Below are 17,728 nucleotides of genomic sequence, written 5' to 3'. Positions count from 1 at the left end.
ATGTAACCACAGCCGCGCCACTGCAATCGTGGGTGTGTACTACCGGAGGGCAAAGGCCTTATGCGCGAACTCGACCGCTGGTTTAAAGACCGCCGGGGGATCCCCGTTCGTGTCATCCGCTGGGAACCAGAAGCGCAGCGCGTTATCTACCTGCGTTCTGGCTACCCACACGAATGCTCAAGTCCACTCCAGGTCTTCAAGCGCGATTTCAGGGAAATTGAGGTAGGTCCAGATGAGCATGGAATTAATGGTCAAAGCCATGAAAGCAAAAGTGGGTAACCCGCTGCGCAAGCTCGTGCTGATCAAACTAGCCGATAACGCCAGTGATCAGGGCGAATGCTGGCCCTCCGTTCCCTATATCGCAGAGCAATGCGAGATATCTGAGCGCTCAGTGCAAAACCATATCAAACAGCTGGTTGAGGATGGTCTGGTATCGGTTGAAGTCCGCAAGGCGGCCACAGGTCTGAACCGTACCAACGTCTATAAACTCAACCTTCCCAGTGGTGCAAATGCTGCACCCTCTGGTGCACGTCCTGCACCGGGTGGTGAATCTCCTGCACCAGGGGGTGAATCTGCTGCACCGGTTAGTGGTGCAGGAGCTGCACCCGGAACCAGTCAGTTCTCTGAACCAGTCAATGAACCAGTCAATGAAAACTTATTTGATCTGGCCTGGGCGTTATATCCGAAGCGGGCAGGTGGTAACTCGAAAAGCGCTGCGCTGAAAGCCTGGGATGCCCGCGTTCGTGAAGGCGTTTCGCCTCTCGTCATGCTGGAGGGTGTGAAGCGCTATGCCGGGTTTGTTGCTCAAACAGGCAAGACCGGTACCGAGTTTGTCAAACAGGCCAAAACCTTCTTCGGCCCTGACATGCACTACGAAGACGACTGGATAGTTCCAGCCAGTTCCGGCATCAAAGAGGATCCGCTTTTTAAATCCAGCTATGTCGGCACCGACTATTCGCAGGGAGCCAAAGGCTTCCGGGTGGTGAACGGATGAGCATCGAATCCGAAGTTTTGCAGTACGCGCTGGATAACCCAGGCTGCAGCACCCGGCAGGTTGCCAATGTTCTGACTCATAGCTCGTTTCGCACGATCAGCCGCTGCCTGTTCCGTTTTCACAACGAGGGGAAGCTCAAGCGCGAGATTCATAACGACACGACGATTGTGTATTACCCCTGCGAAGACTTCGTCAAAACCGAAGCCGCTGCAGCAGCTGCGTCCTACGCAGACACGGTGAAGACTCTGACTGATTTAGAGAATTACGCCATCGAGCTGGAGAAGAAGGGGTTTTACCTGCGTGCAGCCACGGTATGGCTTAAGGCTTTCGACCTGTCTCCAGCGAATAAGGATCGGGAGCGTTACGTCAAACGGCGTGCGTCATGCCTCAAACAGGCCAAGAAACGCTGCGTAACAGACGCATGTTTGCTGGCAGGCCATTACATCGGAGAAGACCAATGACCAATAAATACTGCCGGGACCTGGCCGAACTGCGCAGCCAGCCGCTGCATGAACTGAAGGAAGTTGGCGACCAGTGGCGTACGCCGGATAACATTTTCTGGGGCATCAACTCCATGTTTGGCCCGTTCGTGTTGGACCTGTTTACTGACGGCGAGAACAGCAAATGCGAAGCGTACTACACCGCTGAGGACAACGCGCTGGTGCAGGACTGGTCCGCCCGGGTGTCAGAACTCAACGGCGCCGCTTTCGGAAACCCGCCTTACAGCCGCGCCAGCATGCATGAAGATGATTACATCACCGGTATGCGTTACATCATGCAGCACGCCAGTGCGATGCGTGACAAGGGCGGTCGCTTTGTCTTCCTGATCAAGGCTGCAACCAGCGAGGTATGGTGGCCTGAAGATGCCGATCACGTTGCGTTTATCCGCGGCCGCATTGGTTTCGATCTGCCGATGTGGTTTGTGCCAAAAAACGAAAAGCAGGTGCCGTCCGGAGCGTTCTTCGCCGGTGCGGTCGTCGTATTCGACAAGACCTGGCGCGGCCAGGCAATGAGCTATATCAGCCGTAAGGATCTGGAAGCGCGAGGCGATGCATTCATGGCGCAGATCCGTCGTGAAGCTGAGCGCCTGATTAACCAGGTTGAACCACAGCAACAACCGCAAAATATTCCGGAAATTATTCAAGAGCCCGCAGCGCTGGTGGATGAAGCTCCACCAGCAGCTGCTGAGCAAGAACTCCCGCTGACCAAGAAAGACATTCTGGAGCAAAGCGGTTTTAACTTCTGGGCGTGTGCATGCGCGGCGTTCGGCGACAAAGAGGTATACACCTTCTCAGAATCACGCTTTGCGCACACCTGGGCATCTGATTCCGTCACAGCACCCGAAATTATCGTTGTGCCGACGGAAACGATCACCAAAGCGATAGAGCTGATTAAAGAGAATGTCGATCAGCAACAGCTCATTGCCTGGCTGGACCAGCAAAGCTTTGAGCATGAAAACATCCGCGAGGATATGAAGTCCCGCCTGCTAACCCTGGCGCCAGAGGTGATCACCGAATACGGGATGGCCGCCGCTGAGGTAACGGCAGTTCTCGAGTCCATCCCTCAGCATCACTGGCACAACATTCGTTCTCTGAGGGCCCGATTCCGGCTCATGATGGATGAACGCAAAGCCGGGCGGAGTGAGGAGAAAGTAGCGTGAAAACCCTGAGCATGCGCCAGCAGGAGGTCTTAGACCTGCTGGTAGATTACCAGAAAGAACACGGGTTCCCTCCAACCGTTGCTGAACTGGCCGGGTTAATGGGCTGCCGCTCGCATAACTCGGCGCGGGACACTTTGCTCATCCTCCAGCGAAAAGGGGCAATCACGATCACCCCGGGCGTTTCCCGCGGGATCTCTATTACAGGGCAGCAATCCGAAGATGAAGCCATTGCGATAATTCGTGCGCTGCTGATCGGCGATGAAAGTGCGCGGGAGCAGGCGCTCACATTTCTGGAGATCCGCGGGGTCGAGCTATGAAGCTAACCCTGCCATTCCCGCCGAGCGTCAATGCCTACTGGCGATCCCCAAACAGCGGCCCGTTGAAAGGTCGCACTCTCGTTAGCGCAAAGGGGCGGGCATTCCAGAGTGAGGCATGCGCGGCGATCATCGAGCAGTTGCGACGATTACCGAAGCCCAGCAGTGCGCCGGCGGCGGTGGAGATCGTTCTTTTCCCGCCGGACGCCCGCCGTCGCGACATCGACAACTACAACAAAGCGCTGTTCGACGCGCTGACCCACGCGGGCATCTGGGAGGACGACAGCCAGATAAAGCGAATGCTGGTGGAGTGGGGGCCGGTGCTGAAAGGTGGCAGGGTCGATATCACGATCACACCCTACAGGCAGGAGGTGGATAAATGTCCAGCTGTGGGTTGAAAGAAAGTCGATCTGGCAGTAATGTCAAAAAGTGCAAGCGAAGCGGGCGTGCAGGCCCCTCGCAATACAATCAGTGGAGAACAAAATGAGTCAATTACTCGTGATTGATGGCGTTTCCGTACGCCGTGATATTTTTGGTCGTTACTGCCTCAACGATCTTCATCGTGCTGCTGGTGCTCAGGATAGGCACAAGCCAGCGTTCTGGCTTCGCAACGAGCAAACCGAACAATTAATAAGCGAGTTGCAAAATAGCAACTCGGAAACGCCGGACCCGGTCAGTGTTATCCGCGGCGGGAAAGAGCAGGGCAGCTACGTCTGTAAAGAGCTGGTCTACTCCTACGCCATGTGGATCAGCCCGCAGTTCAGCCTGAGGGTGATCCGGACGTTTGATGCAGCTGTAAATCAGCCCGCCACTCTTCAGAGCCAGGCGGCAGATAAAATGCAGGCTGGCGTTATCCTGCTCGATTTTATGCAACGATCTCTTAATCTCTCCAATTCCTCTGTACTCGGCGCGTGCCAAAAGTTGCAGGATGCAGTTGGTCTGCCGAACCTTGCCCCGCAGTACGCCATTGATGCCCCCGCTGGCGCTCCTGATGGATCAAGTCGCCCCACGCAATCGCTGAGCGCGCTGCTCAAAGCGAACGGCATCCGTATGTCAGCTACGATGGCTTACCAGCAACTGGCAAAGCTGGGTATTGTCGAACATAAGGAGCGCCGCAGCCGGTCAGGTGTTAATGGTATTAAGCGCTTCTGGGCGATGACAGCTAAGGGTTGTATGTACGGCAAAAACATCACCAGCCCGGCGAACCCGCGTGAGACTCAGCCGCATTTCTTCGAGTCAAAATTCCAGGAGCTGTTGCGCCTGCTCGAAACTGTGCATTGAGGTGTCTGTGAGAGCATTACTAACCCCTGTCGTCATAAAAGAGTTCGGGATCGTCGCGTTCCGGCCAGGTCCTGAGCTTATACCGCATTTCCATCGCGGTCGCATTCTTTTAGAGAACGAGCCGGAGCGCCTGGCAGGGCTTCCAACCGGGGAGATCCCGGTGGCGCGCCAGCCGCTGGCGGAGGACCCCGCGATGGTACCTGTATTCGAACATGCCGATGTGATTAGGCGGGCCGGTGGCCTGTCATGTCTCGAAGGCTGGCTGTTGCGGGAATCTGGCTGCCAGTACCGGCACACCGACTACCACCACCACGAAATGGTCACCATGCGGCATGTGCCCGGCGTGCTTCGGCTGTGCTGGGCCTGCGATATCCGGGTGCGGGAGCAATTTACTAACGAACTGGCGGGCATTGCGCGGGAGAACCTGGTAGCCTGGCTACTGTCGGTTGTTCGCGCCGGGCTGGGTTTCGATGATTCGCACGTCGTGACCCTGCCAGAACTGTGCTGGTGGCTGACGCTCAACAAGCTGGCGCACGCCATCCCTGAGGCGGTGGCGCGCAAGGTCCTGCGTATTCCGGCAGAGAAAGTGCAGTCGGTGACGCGTGAGGCTGACATTGTGCCATCGTTACCGCCCACCAGCATTGTAGAGGAGGCCGTTAAAAAGGTGCTGGCGCTGCAGGTGGATCCGGAGACGCCCGAGTCCTTCATGTTGAGGCCAAAGCGCCGACGCTGGCAAAACGAAAAATACACCCGCTGGGTAAAGGCGCAGCAGTGCGCGTGTTGCCAGAATCCGGCAGACGACCCCCACCACCTGATCGGCCACGGCATGGGTGGCATGGGCACCAAAGCGCATGATTTGTTCGTGATACCGCTGTGCAGGGCGCATCACGACGAATTGCACGCTGACGCTGTGGCATTTGAAGCGAAGTACGGCACGCAGCCGGAGCTGCTGTTGAAAACATTAGACCGGGCGCTGGCCATCGGCGCACTGGCGTAGACGGAGTGGAGAACGCTATGAATCTGGACGGAGTTTTAAAGTTTTTTGCACCGAAAGGGATGCACATCTCTGATAGCGTGCCCGCAACCGCGGGCGATCAGTTAACGGTAACCGACATCATGGCGGCGCTGGGCATGACCCAGGCCGACGCCGGGATCGGCCTTGCCATGTATCTGGGGAAGGCTGGCATCAGTCCACAGGATAAAGAAGCCGCTATCAACTGGCTGACGGAGTACGCCAAGCAGCACGCACCACTGGCGGTACGCAAAGCAGCTGTTAAAAAGTTTCCTCTCTGCATGCGGATCCTCGCCAGATTCGCATTCAAGGATTACGCCTCATCAGCTGCTGACAGTTCAGATTGCCCGAAATGCCGGGGCAAGGGCTTCATAACCAGGACCAGCGTGATTACCAAAAGTCATTACACAATGCGCCTGCCTCAATTTGCTAAGGATCTGGGTCAGTCTCCATCTGATTTTGAAGTCTTCCGCGAGGTAAAGGATGTTGACCACCAGCTGTGCGGCAAGTGCAAAGGAACCGGCCAGATCAGTAAGCGCTGCCAGTGTGGCGGATCTGGTCAAACCCTCGACCGAAAGCAAACTGAGTTGCAGGGTGCGCCGGTTTATAAGGAGTGCAAACGCTGTGAGGGGCGAGGATACAGCAGGCCGAAATCATCAGTGGCGTATCGCGGCGTTCTGGCCGAGCTGGACAGCCTTCCTGATCGCACCTGGCGCTATAGCTGGAAGCCGTTCTATGAAAGCCTGGTGACGAAATGCTTTCAGGAGGAAAGCAACGCAGACACTCAGTTGAAGAAAGTAACAAGAACGCATAATTTGATATAAATCTCACTATTTAGCGTCACGTTGCTTGCAAAGTTGCCGTTTTTGTGTAAATTTGACGTTAACGATGGGCATTGTATGTTCAGCGTTAAGAAGCCCGCCATCGAGCGGGTTTTTTTTAGTGCATCCAAAATAGATAAATTCTATATAGCGGTAATATAATTGTTTGGCCTTTATCTTGGGGATCAAACAAATGCTGATTTTTGAATTAACTAAGCCTGGTAGCAATATCAGCCATGAAGATTTAGAACTGGGCTGGAAGCTTGAAAGACTATTAAGTCACCTGGAAACAGCGTTTTATGACGCTAACATCGCATTAAATTTATTCAATCTCGAAATGCATAATAGGTCTGGTAATGTTGGCCTCGATCATCAACGGTGGCAGGATGATATGCAAAAGCGTCGAGATTTAGAAGTACAAGTCCGCCAGGAGTTGGGCTTGCTGCCTTATGACCGTAGCGAGAAAGTGGCAATTGAAGTTGAGACTCGCTTTAAAAAAGAGAAATGGAGTAATGGAGAAATTCCATCAAGTCATCAGCACCGATTTATTTTTTTGCATGCCAAATCCTTTCTCAATGCTCTCGACACGATAGATAGGTTTTTAAAAGTCATATCTGAAGAAAACGGTGCTCCTCCGGAAATTAAAAGATTACACGCCAGGATTGCCGATGATTTCCCTAACTTAAGAGCTGTGAGAAATTCAGCGCAACATTTAGAAGATAGGGCGCGTGGTCTTGGCGCTGGAAGAGAGCCAAAACCCTTACAACTTCAACCAATTGATAACGGTTTCGTTGTTGCGCCTTCAGGAGCATTGATGCTTAGTAACTTGCATGGGACCAAACTTGGGTACACCATGGCCGATGGTCACTATGGTGAAGTAGATGTTTCAGAGGAATCAATGCTGAAAATCACTACGATAATTCAAGAAGCATTTAACTCTTTCTCTTGGATTGGCCCACCACAACATCTTCCAAGATAATATCAATTGATAAATATCTGAAGGCTGCCTATTGGCGGCCTTTTTTGTTTCCCCTCGTACTGAGAGGACTCACGGCAATAAGAGGGGGCTCAATGTCCGATCCAATTTCCGGCACCGGGTTAGCTGGTGGTGCTCTTACAGGTGCCAGTGTCTATGGACTGCTGACCGGGACAGATTACGGCGTGGTTTTTGGTTCATTTGCAGGAGCTGTCTTTTATATCGCAACGGCGGCAGACTTGGGCGCACCCCGCCGACTGGCATATTTCGTAGTGTCTTATATCGCTGGCATTCTCTGTTCCGGCCTGGTTGGTTCGAAGCTGGCCAACTGGACTGGCTACAGTGATAAACCTCTGGACGCTATTGGCGCCGTTATTGTTTCTGCATTAGCCGTCAAAATCCTGACGTTCCTGAATAACCAGGATGTCGGCTCGCTGGTGGCGCTGATAACGCGCCGGGGAGGCTCAGGTGGTTCTAAATGACCCGACAGCAACTATCAACGCGCTGATCTGCGCTGGCGTAGTTCTTACTCTGATGTTTTACCGCCGGGGTGATTCACGGCATCGCCCGTGGGTTTCCCGCCTGGCATGGCTGATTACTGTGACGTACAGCGCCGTGCCACTGGCCTACCTTTGCGGCATTTATCCTCATTCATCGTGGGCCACCATTGGGGCCAACGTCCTTTTCCTTTCCGTGCTGGTGGCCGTCAGAGGCAACGTTGCGCGTCTGGTTGATCAACTGAGGCACTAATGAACCAATCACAATTTCAGAAGGCGGCTCGCATCAGCGTCGGGCTGGCTGCGCGCTGGTTTCCGCATATTGACGCTGCAATGAAAGAGTACGGCATAACTGCTCCGCTCGATCAGGCCATGTTTATTGCCCAGATGGGGCATGAGTCTGCCGGGTTTACACGGGTGGTTGAAAACCTGAACTATGCAGCTGAGAACCTGGTACCAACGTTCGGTAGTCATCGCATCACCGTACAGCAGGCTGCTGCCCTCGGCAGAACGTCAACGCAACCGGCCAACCAGAAGGCAATCGCCAATCTGGTTTATGGCAATGAGTGGGGCAAAAAGAACCTGGGCAACCAGGTGGCGGGTGACGGCTGGAAATACCGGGGCCGCGGTCTGAAGCAGATCACAGGCCTGAGCAACTATCGCAACTGCGGTCAGGCGCTGAAGCTTGATCTGGTAACCCACCCCGAGCTGCTGGAGCTGGATGTCTATGCCGCGCGATCAGCAGCATGGTTTTACGTGTCCCACGGCTGCCTGCTTTATTCGGGCGATGTTGAGCGCGTCACGCTGATCATCAATGGAGGGCGTAACGGCCTGGATAAACGGCGCATTCTGTTTAACCTGGCAAAATCTGTGTTGGTGTGAGGTCACTATGGGTATTGAAACGATCATAGGGCTGGTCGCAGCAGTGATAGCTGCCATAGCTGGCGCTTTTGGCCTGGGCCACGTTCGCGGCACCAGCAAAGCCGAGGCAAAAGCAGACCAGCAGCGTACCGAAGATAATGCCGCAGCCACGGTCGCTGTGGCAGAGCGCCGGGTTGAAGCAACGAAAGAGGCCAGCAATGTACAGCAAACTGTTAACCATATGCCTGGCGACGATGTTGATCGCGAGCTGCGTGACTCGTGGAAGCGCCCCGGTGGTGGTTGATACTGCCTGTGACTGGATAAAGCCAATCTACCTGACCGATCATGACATTGATGTGCTGGATAAGCAGACGAAGAAAGACATCCTGGCGCACAACAAATCATGGCAGGCGAACTGCATAGATTATGAGGGACATGAATTTAACGAATGAGTTTTTGTAGGTCATGACCTGCAGAAGGTAAATGTTCCGAAACTATAATGGATGACTAGCACCTAAATGTCTGGTTCTAGAACTGCACAAATGGAAATAAATTTGCTTTAACCAATCGATAAAATCAGTAGTCAACCATTGACAAAATAGGTTTTATGAAATTCTTTAGCAAAAAGTGCTATTGAGCTTCATGTTATCCACAGAGTTATACCTAAATTCTTGTTTTGATAAATACCTTAAAGGTAAGATTTGCCCCACACGAGAAACTCTTCGTACAAAATCAAATTGGGAAGGCGGATATCCCTTGGACTCACAAGAAGATTCTCAATCTTATACCGAGTGGGCTGGATATCATGGAACGAGTCTTCAATCTGCTGAACAGATAGTGGTGAGCAACTACAGGATCAGCGAGGCAGACAACGATTGGCTAGGAAATGGTGCCTATTTTTTCATCAGTGGGTTTACCGATCCTATTGAAAACGCAGTCAATTGGGCAAGATTTCGTTCCTGGGACCGGCAAGCACGTAAACGCAAGTACAATCGCTATGCTGTGCTAAAATCATTGATACGTACTGAATCACATCTTGATTTGGATGACATTGATGATTTGATACGTTTTAACAAAATCAGGGACAAGTTAGCTCAGAGAATGAAGCAAGAGGGATATGGCGATGCTTCAGCCCTACAAAACGACTGTTTTGTTGCTAATTTTGCTCTTCAAAATCTTAATCTTGACGCGTTAGTACGACGAGACGCCATCACTACGCAACGCGGTCAATTGAAAGCTCGCATACCAAATTGCAGAATCATGTGTCTGAAGGAACCGACACGATGTGCCATAAAGCATGATATTGTCACTAAGGGGTCAATATGAACAAAACAGCGTGGTTAGAAGCAGCATTAGACCTAATCGACACAATGCCACGTGACGAGTTTTTGTCTGCACTTCATAAGTGTGGGGTTATGGACAAATCCTCAGAGGAAGTCACGCACAAGCCTACCTATGATTTGATAGGAGCTGCTGCTGGTCAGATTGCTCGAGAAGAAAGTCACGTCTGGCAATGTGAATTTTTCAGAATGGACGATGAACTTCTAAGTTTTTTCCCAAAAATTTCAAACTCAGCGCCTCAAGGGGCGCTGTCTCTTTTCTCGGCGGCATAAGTCATGCACCTCAAGCTTAAAGATAACAAAGTTGATGAGCTGTTAATCACTAAAACTCAAGAAGAGACTGAGCTTGTCAATCGCATCAATTTTACCTACTCCAGCCATCCTGTAGCTGAGTGTGATACAGATTTTTTTGTGAAGTTTGATTTCACTTTAACTTCCGATAGAGGGTTTAAATTTAAGTTATTACATGACTTTATCTTTGAATGCGATGAACCTCTTGACGAGTCTTTTTGGAAAGGGTCTTTCCATAAAATCAATGCCCCTGCTATTGCATACCCCTATCTGCGAGCCTTCGTCAGTACTGTGCTTCTGAACGCCGGGCTTGAATCTGTTACCTTACCATCGATTAACTTCGTTGAGATGGCAAAGAAAATGGATAGTGAAAGCGAAGATTAAGTTTTCCTATTTATCTGAAAATATTATTAAAGATTTTATAGACCGCCTCCGGGCGGTTTTTTATTGCCATCACCATGGGTAGACCCATCGTAATGGCTGTAGAGGATAAATATTAAATATGCCCTATAGGGGATAAATCACAGCCTCGCTCACGCGGGACTTTTTTATTGGAGCCAATAATATGCCAGCAGCTATCCCTCGCGCCTGCCGTAAACGCGGGTGTTCCGGCACTACCACAGACCGTTCCGGCTACTGCGATGCGCACCGTAACGAAGGGTGGCAGCAGCACCAGCGAGGACTGAGCCGCCACCAGCGCGGCTATGGCAGCAAGTGGGATATCATCCGCGCACGCATCCTTAAACGTGATCGTCACATTTGCCAGGCGTGCTTGCGCAGCGGCAGACCGCGTCCGGCAGAAACGGTCGACCACATCATCCCGAAAGCTCACGGCGGCACAGATGACGACAGCAACCTGGTTGCGATCTGCTTCAAATGCCATAAGGCCAAAACCGCTCGGGATCGTTTAAACCGAAACTAACCCTTACAGGTAAAAGCATGACTGATTCATTAATTGACTCAGGGCACACGCACGTCGGTGCTAAGGCGTTGCGAGCTGCCTGTTCTGTTGATGGGTGTGGATTGCCAGCAAGAGCCAACAACACACCGTATTGTGAAAAGCATTACATGCGTGTTCGCCGTCATGGTTCAACGGATAAGCTAAGCACACTCAAGCCAGGCAACCTCACTCACTCGGGTGGTTATGTGCTAGTAAATGCCCCCACTCATCCGTTAAGCCGTAACAGTAACCGAGCCTATGAGCATCGCGTCGTCTACCATCAGCATCATGGCGATGGCCCTTTCAGCTGCCATTGGTGCGGAATCATGGTTACCTGGGATGATATGCATGTCGATCATCTCGATGACTGCAAAACCAATAACGCTGAGTCAAACCTTGTTGCCAGCTGCGCCTTGTGTAATCAGAAGCGCGGCAGTGAAAAGATGAAGGCCACCCACAGAAATAAGTCGCACAGACGTTACACGGCTCATGGCAAGACAATGTGTCTCAGTGAATGGGCTGAGTACCTTGGCATTTCACGCAACTCGATTGAGTACCGACTGAAAGCAGGCTGGGATATCAACAAGGTGTTTAGCCCACGCATCGGTAACAGTGGCCCTCCAAGTAAGAAGCTCGCCAGATCGGTGCATGACAACGTCAAATGAGAATCAATATCGATAAATGATTTCAAATGCAATCATTTCTAGCATAATGATATCGATTCTCATCAATGGGGGAGGGCGGGATCAAAGTTCAGGACCATGCCTGCTAAGGACCGCCGCCTAACCCTTTCTCGCATCGCCGCAGGTTAGAAAACTTTTTTATGGGGTCCCCCATCCGATGATTAATAGGAGTTTTCGATTATGTCAGGACCACCGAAAACCCCGACCCATCTGCGTCTGGTGAGGGGTAACCCATCAAAACGTCCGATCAATAAAGACGAGCCGCAACCCCCGGCAGGGGTACCCCCAACTCCGAAGCATTTCGACAAGCAGGCGAAGTACTGGTTTAAGCGAATGGCTGAAGAGCTTGATGCCGTCGGCGTCGTTTCTCAGCTGGACGCCCGTGCACTCGAACTGCTGGTCGAGGCTTACACCGAGTACCGGCACCACTGCGACACGCTGGAGATCGAGGGGTATACGTACCGGACTGAAACGCAGACCGGGGATGTGCTGATTAAAGCGCACCCGGCGGCAATCATGAAGGCAGATGCCTGGAAGCGTCTCCGCGCCATGCTGGCCGAGTTCGGCATGACGCCTGCCAGTCGGTCGAAGGTCAGCACCAAAACGCCGGATGCGGTTGATCCGCTGGCTGAGTTCATGAAAGCGAGGGATTAATGGCTAAGGTTGCAGAGGGTATCCGCTACGCCGAGCGCGTCGTGGCGGGGGAGATTATTGCCTGTGAGTTTGTCCGGCTGGCATGCCAGCGTTTTCTGGACGATCTGAAAAACGGCGAGGCGCGTGGGATCTTCTTCAGCGAACCCAGGGCGCAGCACATCCTGAATTTCTACAAATTTATACCCCATGTTAAGGGCGCGCAGGCCGGTCAGCCCATCGACCTGATGGACTGGCATATTTTCATTCTCATCAATATCTACGGGTTTGTGATCCCGCTGGTGAACGAGGAGACCGGCGACGTGGTGCTGCGCAACGATGGCAGCGGCCGCCCGGTTATGGTGCGGCGGTTCCGCACCGCTTACAACGAGGTGGCGCGTAAGAATGCCAAATCCACACTTTCCTCCGGCGTCGGCCTGTATATGGCAGGTGCAGATGGCGAGGGCGGCGCTGAGGTTTATTCGGCGGCCACAACCCGCGACCAGGCGCGTATCGTGTTTGAAGATGCCAAAAACATGGTGAAGAAAGCGAAAGCGACACTGGGCCGCCTGTTTGAGTTCAACAAGCTGGCGATCTACCAGGAGCAGAGCGCGTCGAAGTTCGAGCCCCTTTCCAGCGACGCGAACAACCTGGACGGCCTGAACATCCACTGCGGCATTGTCGACGAGCTGCACGCCCATAAAACCCGTGACGTCTGGGACGTGCTGGAGACAGCAACCGGTGCGCGCCTGCAGTCGCTGCTGTTCGGCATTACCACCGCCGGCTTTAATAAAGAAGGCATCTGCTATGAGCTGCGCGATTATGCCATCAAGGTACTGCGCGGTTTCAACAGCGATGTGGAAGGAGCGGTTAAGGACGATACCTTCTTTGCCATCATCTACACCCTGGACGAAGGCGACGACCCTTTCGATGAAACGGTCTGGCAGAAGGCGAATCCGGGCCTCGGCATCTGCAAGCGCTGGGACGATCTGCGTCGCCTGGCGAAGAAGGCCAAAGAGCAGGTGTCCGCCCGCGTTAACTTTTTCACCAAACACATGAATATCTGGGTTACGGCGGAGTCTTCCTGGATGGACATGCTGAAGTGGGAAAAATGCGAACTCATCGCGCCGGCACATGAACTGAAAACCTATCCGCTCTGGGTGGGGGTCGATCTGGCGAACAAAATCGATATCTGCGCCGCGGTAAAAGCCTGGCGTTCTCCCGACGGGCACGTTCACACCGACTTTAAATTCTGGCTGCCGGAAGGGCGGCTTGAGAAGTGTTCCCGGCAGATGGCCGAGCTCTACCGCAAATGGGCGGAACTGGACAAGCTCATCCTGACCGACGGGGATGTGATAGACCACGCGCAGATCAAGGAAGAACTTCAGGCGTGGGTGGCCGGTGAAAGCCTGAAAGAAATCGGTTTTGACCCGTGGAGTGCCACGCAGTTCAGCCTGGCGCTTGCCGAGGAAGGCCTGCCTCTGGTGGAGGTTCCACAGACGGTTCGTAACTTCTCCGAAGCCATGAAGGAAGTCGAGGCGCTGGTTTACGGTGGACGGCTCCATCACAGCAATCACCCGGTGATGAACTGGATGATGTCGAATGTGACGGTTCGGCCGGATCGTAATGACAATATCTTCCCCAACAAATCGACCCCGGAAGCCAAGATTGACGGCCCGGCGGCGCTGTTTACCGCAATGAGCCGTCTGCTTGTTAACGGTGGCAACGACCAGCAGGACCTGAGTGGATTCTTTGACAACCCCATCATGGTAGGTTTCTGATGAAGAAAAGTAAGCAGCCGGGCAAGGTAAAAAGCGCCTTGCTCAACTGGCTGGGCGTGCCCATCAGCCTGACTACCGGAACGTTCTGGCAGGAGTGGTATGGCACGAGCAGCAGCGGCAAGGTGGTGACTGCAGATCGGGCGATCCAGCTTTCTGCTGTCTGGGCCTGTGTCCGGCTTCTGAGTGAATCGGTATCCACGCTACCGGTTAAAATTTACACCCGAGAGGCTGATGGATCGCGCAAGCTGGCGCAGAACCATCCGGTTTACCAGGTGCTTTGTCGCCGCCCAAATCTGGAAATGACGCCGTCGCGCTTTATGCTGATGGTGGTGGCCAGCATCTGCCTGCGCGGTAATGCGTTTGTCGAGAAGCTGTTTATCGGCAATAAGCTGGTGTCGCTGGTGCCACTGCTGCCCCAGAACATGGTGGTGAAGCGGATGGACACCGGGCGGCTGGAATACACCTACACCGAAGACGGCAGGCAGCGCGTAATTCCCGAAAAGAATCTGATGCACATCCGTGGGTTCGGTCTCGATGGTGTTTGCGGCATGATGCCACTGAGTTCCGGCCGGGATGTGATTGGTGCGGCGATGGCGGTAGAAGAGTCGGCAGCAAAAATTTTCGAAAACGGGCTTCAGAGTTCCGGCTTTCTCTCTGCTGATATGGCTCTGGATGATGATCAGCGTGATCGGCTTCGTCAGTACATGGCGAAGTTCACCAGTTCCCGGAACGCCGGGAAAATCATGGTGCTTGAGGGCGGACTGAAATATCAGAACGTCACCATGAATCCAGAAGCGGCGCAGATGCTGGAAAGTCGCTCTTTTGGCATTGAGGAAATCTGCCGCTGGTTCCGCGTGCCGCCGTTTATGGTTGGGCATACCTCGAAGCAAAGCAGCTGGGCATCGAGTCTGGAAGGGATGAATCTCCAGTTCCTGACCCATACGCTGCGCCCGCTGCTGGTGAATATTGAGCAGGAGATTTCCCGCTGTTTGCTGAATGGTGAAGAGGAACTCTTTGCCGAGTTCTCGGTAGAAGGCTTGCTGCGCGCCGACAGTGCTGGCCGGGCGGCGTACTACACCAGTGCGCTGCAGAACGGCTGGATGTCCCGTAACGACGTGCGCCGCCTGGAGAACATGCCACCGATTGAGGGCGGCGATCTTTATACGGTGCAGCTCAACCTGACGCCGCTTGAAGACCTGAAGCAAAACAGCCAGGCAGCACAGGCTTTCGCGCTGCGACAGGTTCATAACCACGTATTCCCCGACATCCCCTTCGAACAGTCCCCGCTGAAACAAGCGGCTTAGGAGTATCCATGACGATTAAAAGCCTTCCGGCTGCGCCGGAGGGGCGACCTTTTGCGCGCGAAAAACCTGATCTGCCAGCTGCGGCAATGGAGCGCTGGAACGGTGGCATCCGCGCCGCCCGGGACGGTGACAACAGCATTTCTATCTTCGACGTGATCGGCGCTGATTACTGGGGAGAAGGTGTAACGGCCAGCCGCATTGCGGGTGCGTTGCGCTCGCTCGGTGGTGCTGACGTGACGGTTAACATCAATAGCCCCGGCGGCGACATGTTCGAGGGGCTGGCCATATACAACCTGCTGCGAGATTACGACGGCAAAGTAACCGTGAAGGTGCTTGGCCTGGCGGCATCGGCAGCATCGATTATCGCGATGGCCGGTGATGACGTGCAGATCGGACGAGGCGCTTTCCTGATGATCCATAACTGCTGGGTCTATGCCATGGGTAACCGTCACGACCTGGCGCAGATCGCCGCTGACATGGAGCCGTTTGATAATGCGATGAGCGATATATATCAGGCGCGCAGCGGTCTTGATGCCGACACTATCGGCAAGATGATGGACGGCGAAACCTATATCGGCGGCAGCGAAGCGGTGGAAAAGGGCTTTGCTGACAGCCTCCTCTCAGCTGATGAAATTGCTGACGACGACGACAGCCCGGCAGCGGCGCTGCGCAAAATTGATGCCCTGCTGGCCAAAACCAGTACGCCGCGATCGGAGCGGCGAAAACTCCTTAAAGCCTTATCCGGCAGCAAGCCAGGCGCTGCTGCCACTCCTGAAGGTATGCCGAGCGCTGCCACCATCGAAAACGAAACTATTGACCGACTGGAAGCCGCGCTCAGCGGCCTGAAAGCGGCTGCCCAGTAAAACGGAGATGTTATGTCTGATGTAAATGAGATCCTGAAAAAAGTTAGCGCCAGCATTGAAGAGGCGACCGGCAAATTCAATGCCAAGGCAGAAGAAGCCCTGAAAGAAGCAAAGAAAAACGGCGAGCTATCAGCGGCAACCAAAGATACTGTCGACAAAATGGCAGTGGAATTTAATGCCCTGAAAGATGCTGAGAAAACGCTTAAGGCGGCGCTTGGCGAACTTGAGCAGCAGGTTGCTCAGATGCCGCTGGCGAATGCTGCAAAAGTGATCGAGACAGTCGGCCAGACCGTTATCAGCAGTGAAGCGCTGAAAGCGTTCGCGGCAAGCGTTGAAGGCGGGAAGCGCGTCAGCGTTCCGGTGAATGCTGCGCTGATCTCCACTGACGTGGCAACCGGCGTGGTTGAGCCGCAGCGCCTGCCGGGTATTGATACCGCGCCGAAGCAGCGCCTCTTCATCCGGGATCTGATTGCGCCGGGCCGCACCTCTGCACCGGCCATCTTCTGGGTGCAGCAGACCGGATTCACCAATGCGGCGAAAGTCGTGCCGGAAGGTACCGCCAAACCGTACAGTGATATTCAGTTCGCCACGCAGATCACTCCGGTGACCACCATCGCGCACATGTTCAAGGCGTCCAAACAGATCCTGGATGATTTTGCACAGCTGCAGTCCACTATCGACGCTGAAATGCGTTACGGCCTGAAGTATGTGGAAGAGCAGGAGATTCTCTTCGGTGATGGTACCGGCGCGCACCTGAAAGGCATCGTCCCTCAGGCATCTGCTTATGACGCTGCCTTTACCGTTGAGCAGCAGAACGGCATCGATGATCTCCGCCTCGCAATGCTGCAGGCGCAGCTGGCGCGCTTCCCGGCTTCCGGCCACGTCCTGCACTTCATCGACTGGGCGAAGATTGAACTCACCAAGGATACGCTGGGCCGCTATATCCTGGCGAACCCGGCGGCCCTGACCGGGCCAACCCTGTGGGGCCTGCCGGTTGTGGCTACTGAAGCAGCAGCATTCCAGGGCAAGTTCCTGACTGGTGCGTTTAACGCAGCGGCGCAACTGTTCGATCGTGAAGATGCCAACGTGGTTATCTCCACCGAGAACGCCGACGACTTCGAGAAAAACATGATCTCGATTCGTTGCGAAGAGCGTCTGGCGCTGGCCGTGAAACGGCCGGAAGCGTTCATCTACGGATCCTTCACTGCGCCTGCTGCTGGTGGCGGTGCGTAAACCTTAATGGCGGCCTGCGGGCCGCTTTTCTTTTTCCTTAAAGGAGACAGCCATGAAGCTGATCGCTATCAAGCCCATCTACTTTGAAGGCAACGTGCTTACCGAAGGTACTGAGTTCGAAACGCTGGAGCAGCACGGCCGCGAGCTTGTAAACCGCGGTTACGCCGAAGAGCCCGGCGCCAGAAAGCCGGATCCGGAAAAAGATCCTGAGCCGAAAGGCAAGGGTAAAGGCAAGTAAGGGGCGCGC

At 53.9% G+C, this 17,728-nt stretch carries 26 protein-coding genes; all 26 read left to right on the top strand.

The window, feature by feature from the left end:
- Positions 1-60 precede the first annotated feature (60 nt).
- The 26 genes from MXM41_RS14245 (at position 61) to MXM41_RS14120 (ending at position 17,719) form a co-directional block, all read left to right on the top strand.
- Complete coding sequence (locus MXM41_RS14245) at positions 61-279, top strand: DUF4222 domain-containing protein (protein WP_156264418.1); 219 nt, start codon at positions 61-63, stop codon at positions 277-279.
- Positions 233-994: a helix-turn-helix domain-containing protein gene (locus tag MXM41_RS14240; protein ID WP_325932647.1), complete on the top strand. Its 762-nt coding sequence runs from the start codon at positions 233-235 to the stop codon at positions 992-994. The genes MXM41_RS14245 and MXM41_RS14240 overlap by 47 nt, the downstream gene beginning before the upstream one ends.
- On the top strand, positions 991-1,455 hold the full coding sequence (locus MXM41_RS14235; protein ID WP_325932646.1) for a PerC family transcriptional regulator: 465 nt from the start codon (positions 991-993) through the stop codon (positions 1,453-1,455). The genes MXM41_RS14240 and MXM41_RS14235 overlap by 4 nt, the downstream gene beginning before the upstream one ends.
- Entirely contained in the window at positions 1,452-2,654 is a 1,203-nt protein-coding gene (locus MXM41_RS14230) for a phage N-6-adenine-methyltransferase (protein ID WP_325932645.1), read from the top strand. Before MXM41_RS14235 ends, MXM41_RS14230 begins: the two co-directional genes overlap by 4 nt.
- A complete protein-coding gene (locus MXM41_RS14225; RefSeq protein WP_325932644.1) occupies positions 2,651-2,971 on the top strand; it encodes a LexA family transcriptional regulator in 321 nt (106 codons plus the stop codon). The genes MXM41_RS14230 and MXM41_RS14225 overlap by 4 nt, the downstream gene beginning before the upstream one ends.
- Positions 2,968-3,366 carry a RusA family crossover junction endodeoxyribonuclease gene (locus tag MXM41_RS14220; RefSeq protein ID WP_313390122.1) on the top strand — a complete coding sequence of 133 codons (399 nt, stop codon included), beginning with the start codon at positions 2,968-2,970 and terminating at the stop codon, positions 3,364-3,366. The genes MXM41_RS14225 and MXM41_RS14220 overlap by 4 nt, the downstream gene beginning before the upstream one ends.
- Before the next feature lie 85 nt (positions 3,367-3,451).
- On the top strand, positions 3,452-4,249 hold the full coding sequence (locus MXM41_RS14215) for a KilA-N domain-containing protein (RefSeq protein WP_325932643.1): 798 nt from the start codon (positions 3,452-3,454) through the stop codon (positions 4,247-4,249).
- Positions 4,250-4,256: 7 nt separating this feature from the next.
- A complete protein-coding gene (locus MXM41_RS14210) occupies positions 4,257-5,246 on the top strand; it encodes a DUF968 domain-containing protein (RefSeq protein ID WP_325932642.1) in 990 nt (329 codons plus the stop codon).
- Positions 5,247-5,263: 17 nt separating this feature from the next.
- Positions 5,264-6,085 (top strand): antitermination protein, encoded by an 822-nt coding sequence (locus MXM41_RS14205; protein ID WP_325932641.1) that lies wholly within the window; start codon positions 5,264-5,266, stop codon positions 6,083-6,085.
- Positions 6,086-6,275: 190 nt separating this feature from the next.
- Positions 6,276-7,061 carry a hypothetical protein gene (locus MXM41_RS14200; protein WP_280713374.1) on the top strand — a complete coding sequence of 262 codons (786 nt, stop codon included), beginning with the start codon at positions 6,276-6,278 and terminating at the stop codon, positions 7,059-7,061.
- A 92-nt stretch (positions 7,062-7,153) separates the two neighbouring features.
- Complete coding sequence (locus MXM41_RS14195; protein ID WP_156264409.1) at positions 7,154-7,540, top strand: phage holin family protein; 387 nt, start codon at positions 7,154-7,156, stop codon at positions 7,538-7,540.
- Entirely contained in the window at positions 7,527-7,808 is a 282-nt protein-coding gene (locus MXM41_RS14190; protein ID WP_126524667.1) for a phage holin family protein, read from the top strand. The genes MXM41_RS14195 and MXM41_RS14190 overlap by 14 nt, the downstream gene beginning before the upstream one ends.
- Positions 7,808-8,437: a glycoside hydrolase family 19 protein gene (locus tag MXM41_RS14185; RefSeq protein ID WP_325932640.1), complete on the top strand. Its 630-nt coding sequence runs from the start codon at positions 7,808-7,810 to the stop codon at positions 8,435-8,437. Before MXM41_RS14190 ends, MXM41_RS14185 begins: the two co-directional genes overlap by 1 nt.
- 7 nt (positions 8,438-8,444) lie before the next feature.
- Positions 8,445-8,720: a hypothetical protein gene (locus tag MXM41_RS14180; RefSeq protein WP_325932639.1), complete on the top strand. Its 276-nt coding sequence runs from the start codon at positions 8,445-8,447 to the stop codon at positions 8,718-8,720.
- Positions 8,671-8,868, top strand: coding sequence for a hypothetical protein (locus MXM41_RS14175; protein WP_325932638.1), 198 nt, complete (start codon positions 8,671-8,673; stop codon positions 8,866-8,868). The genes MXM41_RS14180 and MXM41_RS14175 overlap by 50 nt, the downstream gene beginning before the upstream one ends.
- Positions 8,869-9,172: 304 nt before the next feature.
- The gene (locus MXM41_RS14170) at positions 9,173-9,742 is read left to right on the top strand and encodes a hypothetical protein (protein ID WP_325932637.1); all 570 of its coding nucleotides are present in this window, start codon (positions 9,173-9,175) and stop codon (positions 9,740-9,742) included.
- Entirely contained in the window at positions 9,739-10,029 is a 291-nt protein-coding gene (locus MXM41_RS14165) for a hypothetical protein (RefSeq protein ID WP_064363165.1), read from the top strand. Before MXM41_RS14170 ends, MXM41_RS14165 begins: the two co-directional genes overlap by 4 nt.
- Positions 10,030-10,032: 3 nt before the next feature.
- On the top strand, positions 10,033-10,431 hold the full coding sequence (locus MXM41_RS14160; RefSeq protein WP_325932636.1) for a protein-export chaperone SecB: 399 nt from the start codon (positions 10,033-10,035) through the stop codon (positions 10,429-10,431).
- Positions 10,432-10,612: 181 nt separating this feature from the next.
- On the top strand, positions 10,613-10,969 hold the full coding sequence (locus tag MXM41_RS14155) for an HNH endonuclease signature motif containing protein (RefSeq protein WP_325932635.1): 357 nt from the start codon (positions 10,613-10,615) through the stop codon (positions 10,967-10,969).
- Positions 10,970-10,986: 17 nt separating this feature from the next.
- Positions 10,987-11,652: a hypothetical protein gene (locus MXM41_RS14150; RefSeq protein ID WP_325932634.1), complete on the top strand. Its 666-nt coding sequence runs from the start codon at positions 10,987-10,989 to the stop codon at positions 11,650-11,652.
- Between the two features lie 198 nt (positions 11,653-11,850).
- Positions 11,851-12,324, top strand: a complete 474-nt coding sequence (locus MXM41_RS14145; RefSeq protein WP_164529882.1) for a phage terminase small subunit P27 family — start codon at positions 11,851-11,853, stop codon at positions 12,322-12,324.
- Entirely contained in the window at positions 12,324-14,081 is a 1,758-nt protein-coding gene (locus tag MXM41_RS14140; RefSeq protein WP_085451494.1) for a terminase large subunit, read from the top strand. The genes MXM41_RS14145 and MXM41_RS14140 overlap by 1 nt, the downstream gene beginning before the upstream one ends.
- Complete coding sequence (locus MXM41_RS14135) at positions 14,081-15,385, top strand: phage portal protein (RefSeq protein WP_325932633.1); 1,305 nt, start codon at positions 14,081-14,083, stop codon at positions 15,383-15,385. The genes MXM41_RS14140 and MXM41_RS14135 overlap by 1 nt, the downstream gene beginning before the upstream one ends.
- A gap of 8 nt (positions 15,386-15,393) precedes the next feature.
- Positions 15,394-16,248, top strand: a complete 855-nt coding sequence (locus MXM41_RS14130) for a head maturation protease, ClpP-related (protein ID WP_325932632.1) — start codon at positions 15,394-15,396, stop codon at positions 16,246-16,248.
- Between the two features lie 12 nt (positions 16,249-16,260).
- Positions 16,261-17,481: a phage major capsid protein gene (locus MXM41_RS14125; protein WP_114317019.1), complete on the top strand. Its 1,221-nt coding sequence runs from the start codon at positions 16,261-16,263 to the stop codon at positions 17,479-17,481.
- Positions 17,482-17,533: 52 nt separating this feature from the next.
- Positions 17,534-17,719, top strand: coding sequence for a hypothetical protein (locus MXM41_RS14120; protein ID WP_097455187.1), 186 nt, complete (start codon positions 17,534-17,536; stop codon positions 17,717-17,719).
- Positions 17,720-17,728 lie beyond the last annotated feature (9 nt).

This window comes from Leclercia adecarboxylata (assembly GCF_035787115.1).
GTDB lineage: Bacteria > Pseudomonadota > Gammaproteobacteria > Enterobacterales > Enterobacteriaceae > Enterobacter > Enterobacter adecarboxylatus_E.
Note: the sequence above shows the minus strand (reverse complement) of the source record. Positions and strands in the feature narration are given on the sequence as shown.

Excerpts from the sequence above, each read along its gene's own strand:
- MXM41_RS14205 (WP_325932641.1), top strand. The coding sequence starts at position 5,264 with ATGAATCTGGACGGAGTTTTAAAGTTTTTTGCACCGAAAGGGATGCAC.
- MXM41_RS14130 (WP_325932632.1), top strand. The coding sequence starts at position 15,394 with ATGACGATTAAAAGCCTTCCGGCTGCGCCGGAGGGGCGACCTTTTGCG.
- MXM41_RS14145 (WP_164529882.1), top strand. The coding sequence starts at position 11,851 with ATGTCAGGACCACCGAAAACCCCGACCCATCTGCGTCTGGTGAGGGGT.
- MXM41_RS14155 (WP_325932635.1), top strand. The coding sequence starts at position 10,613 with ATGCCAGCAGCTATCCCTCGCGCCTGCCGTAAACGCGGGTGTTCCGGC.
- MXM41_RS14240 (WP_325932647.1), top strand. The coding sequence starts at position 233 with ATGAGCATGGAATTAATGGTCAAAGCCATGAAAGCAAAAGTGGGTAAC.
- MXM41_RS14175 (WP_325932638.1), top strand. The coding sequence starts at position 8,671 with ATGTTGATCGCGAGCTGCGTGACTCGTGGAAGCGCCCCGGTGGTGGTT.
- MXM41_RS14165 (WP_064363165.1), top strand. The coding sequence starts at position 9,739 with ATGAACAAAACAGCGTGGTTAGAAGCAGCATTAGACCTAATCGACACA.
- MXM41_RS14200 (WP_280713374.1), top strand. The coding sequence starts at position 6,276 with ATGCTGATTTTTGAATTAACTAAGCCTGGTAGCAATATCAGCCATGAA.
- MXM41_RS14120 (WP_097455187.1), top strand. The coding sequence starts at position 17,534 with ATGAAGCTGATCGCTATCAAGCCCATCTACTTTGAAGGCAACGTGCTT.
- MXM41_RS14140 (WP_085451494.1), top strand. The coding sequence starts at position 12,324 with ATGGCTAAGGTTGCAGAGGGTATCCGCTACGCCGAGCGCGTCGTGGCG.
- MXM41_RS14160 (WP_325932636.1), top strand. The coding sequence starts at position 10,033 with ATGCACCTCAAGCTTAAAGATAACAAAGTTGATGAGCTGTTAATCACT.
- MXM41_RS14150 (WP_325932634.1), top strand. The coding sequence starts at position 10,987 with ATGACTGATTCATTAATTGACTCAGGGCACACGCACGTCGGTGCTAAG.
- MXM41_RS14195 (WP_156264409.1), top strand. The coding sequence starts at position 7,154 with ATGTCCGATCCAATTTCCGGCACCGGGTTAGCTGGTGGTGCTCTTACA.
- MXM41_RS14235 (WP_325932646.1), top strand. The coding sequence starts at position 991 with ATGAGCATCGAATCCGAAGTTTTGCAGTACGCGCTGGATAACCCAGGC.
- MXM41_RS14185 (WP_325932640.1), top strand. The coding sequence starts at position 7,808 with ATGAACCAATCACAATTTCAGAAGGCGGCTCGCATCAGCGTCGGGCTG.
- MXM41_RS14215 (WP_325932643.1), top strand. The coding sequence starts at position 3,452 with ATGAGTCAATTACTCGTGATTGATGGCGTTTCCGTACGCCGTGATATT.
- MXM41_RS14220 (WP_313390122.1), top strand. The coding sequence starts at position 2,968 with ATGAAGCTAACCCTGCCATTCCCGCCGAGCGTCAATGCCTACTGGCGA.
- MXM41_RS14125 (WP_114317019.1), top strand. The coding sequence starts at position 16,261 with ATGTCTGATGTAAATGAGATCCTGAAAAAAGTTAGCGCCAGCATTGAA.
- MXM41_RS14230 (WP_325932645.1), top strand. The coding sequence starts at position 1,452 with ATGACCAATAAATACTGCCGGGACCTGGCCGAACTGCGCAGCCAGCCG.
- MXM41_RS14245 (WP_156264418.1), top strand. The coding sequence starts at position 61 with ATGCGCGAACTCGACCGCTGGTTTAAAGACCGCCGGGGGATCCCCGTT.
- MXM41_RS14180 (WP_325932639.1), top strand. The coding sequence starts at position 8,445 with ATGGGTATTGAAACGATCATAGGGCTGGTCGCAGCAGTGATAGCTGCC.
- MXM41_RS14135 (WP_325932633.1), top strand. The coding sequence starts at position 14,081 with ATGAAGAAAAGTAAGCAGCCGGGCAAGGTAAAAAGCGCCTTGCTCAAC.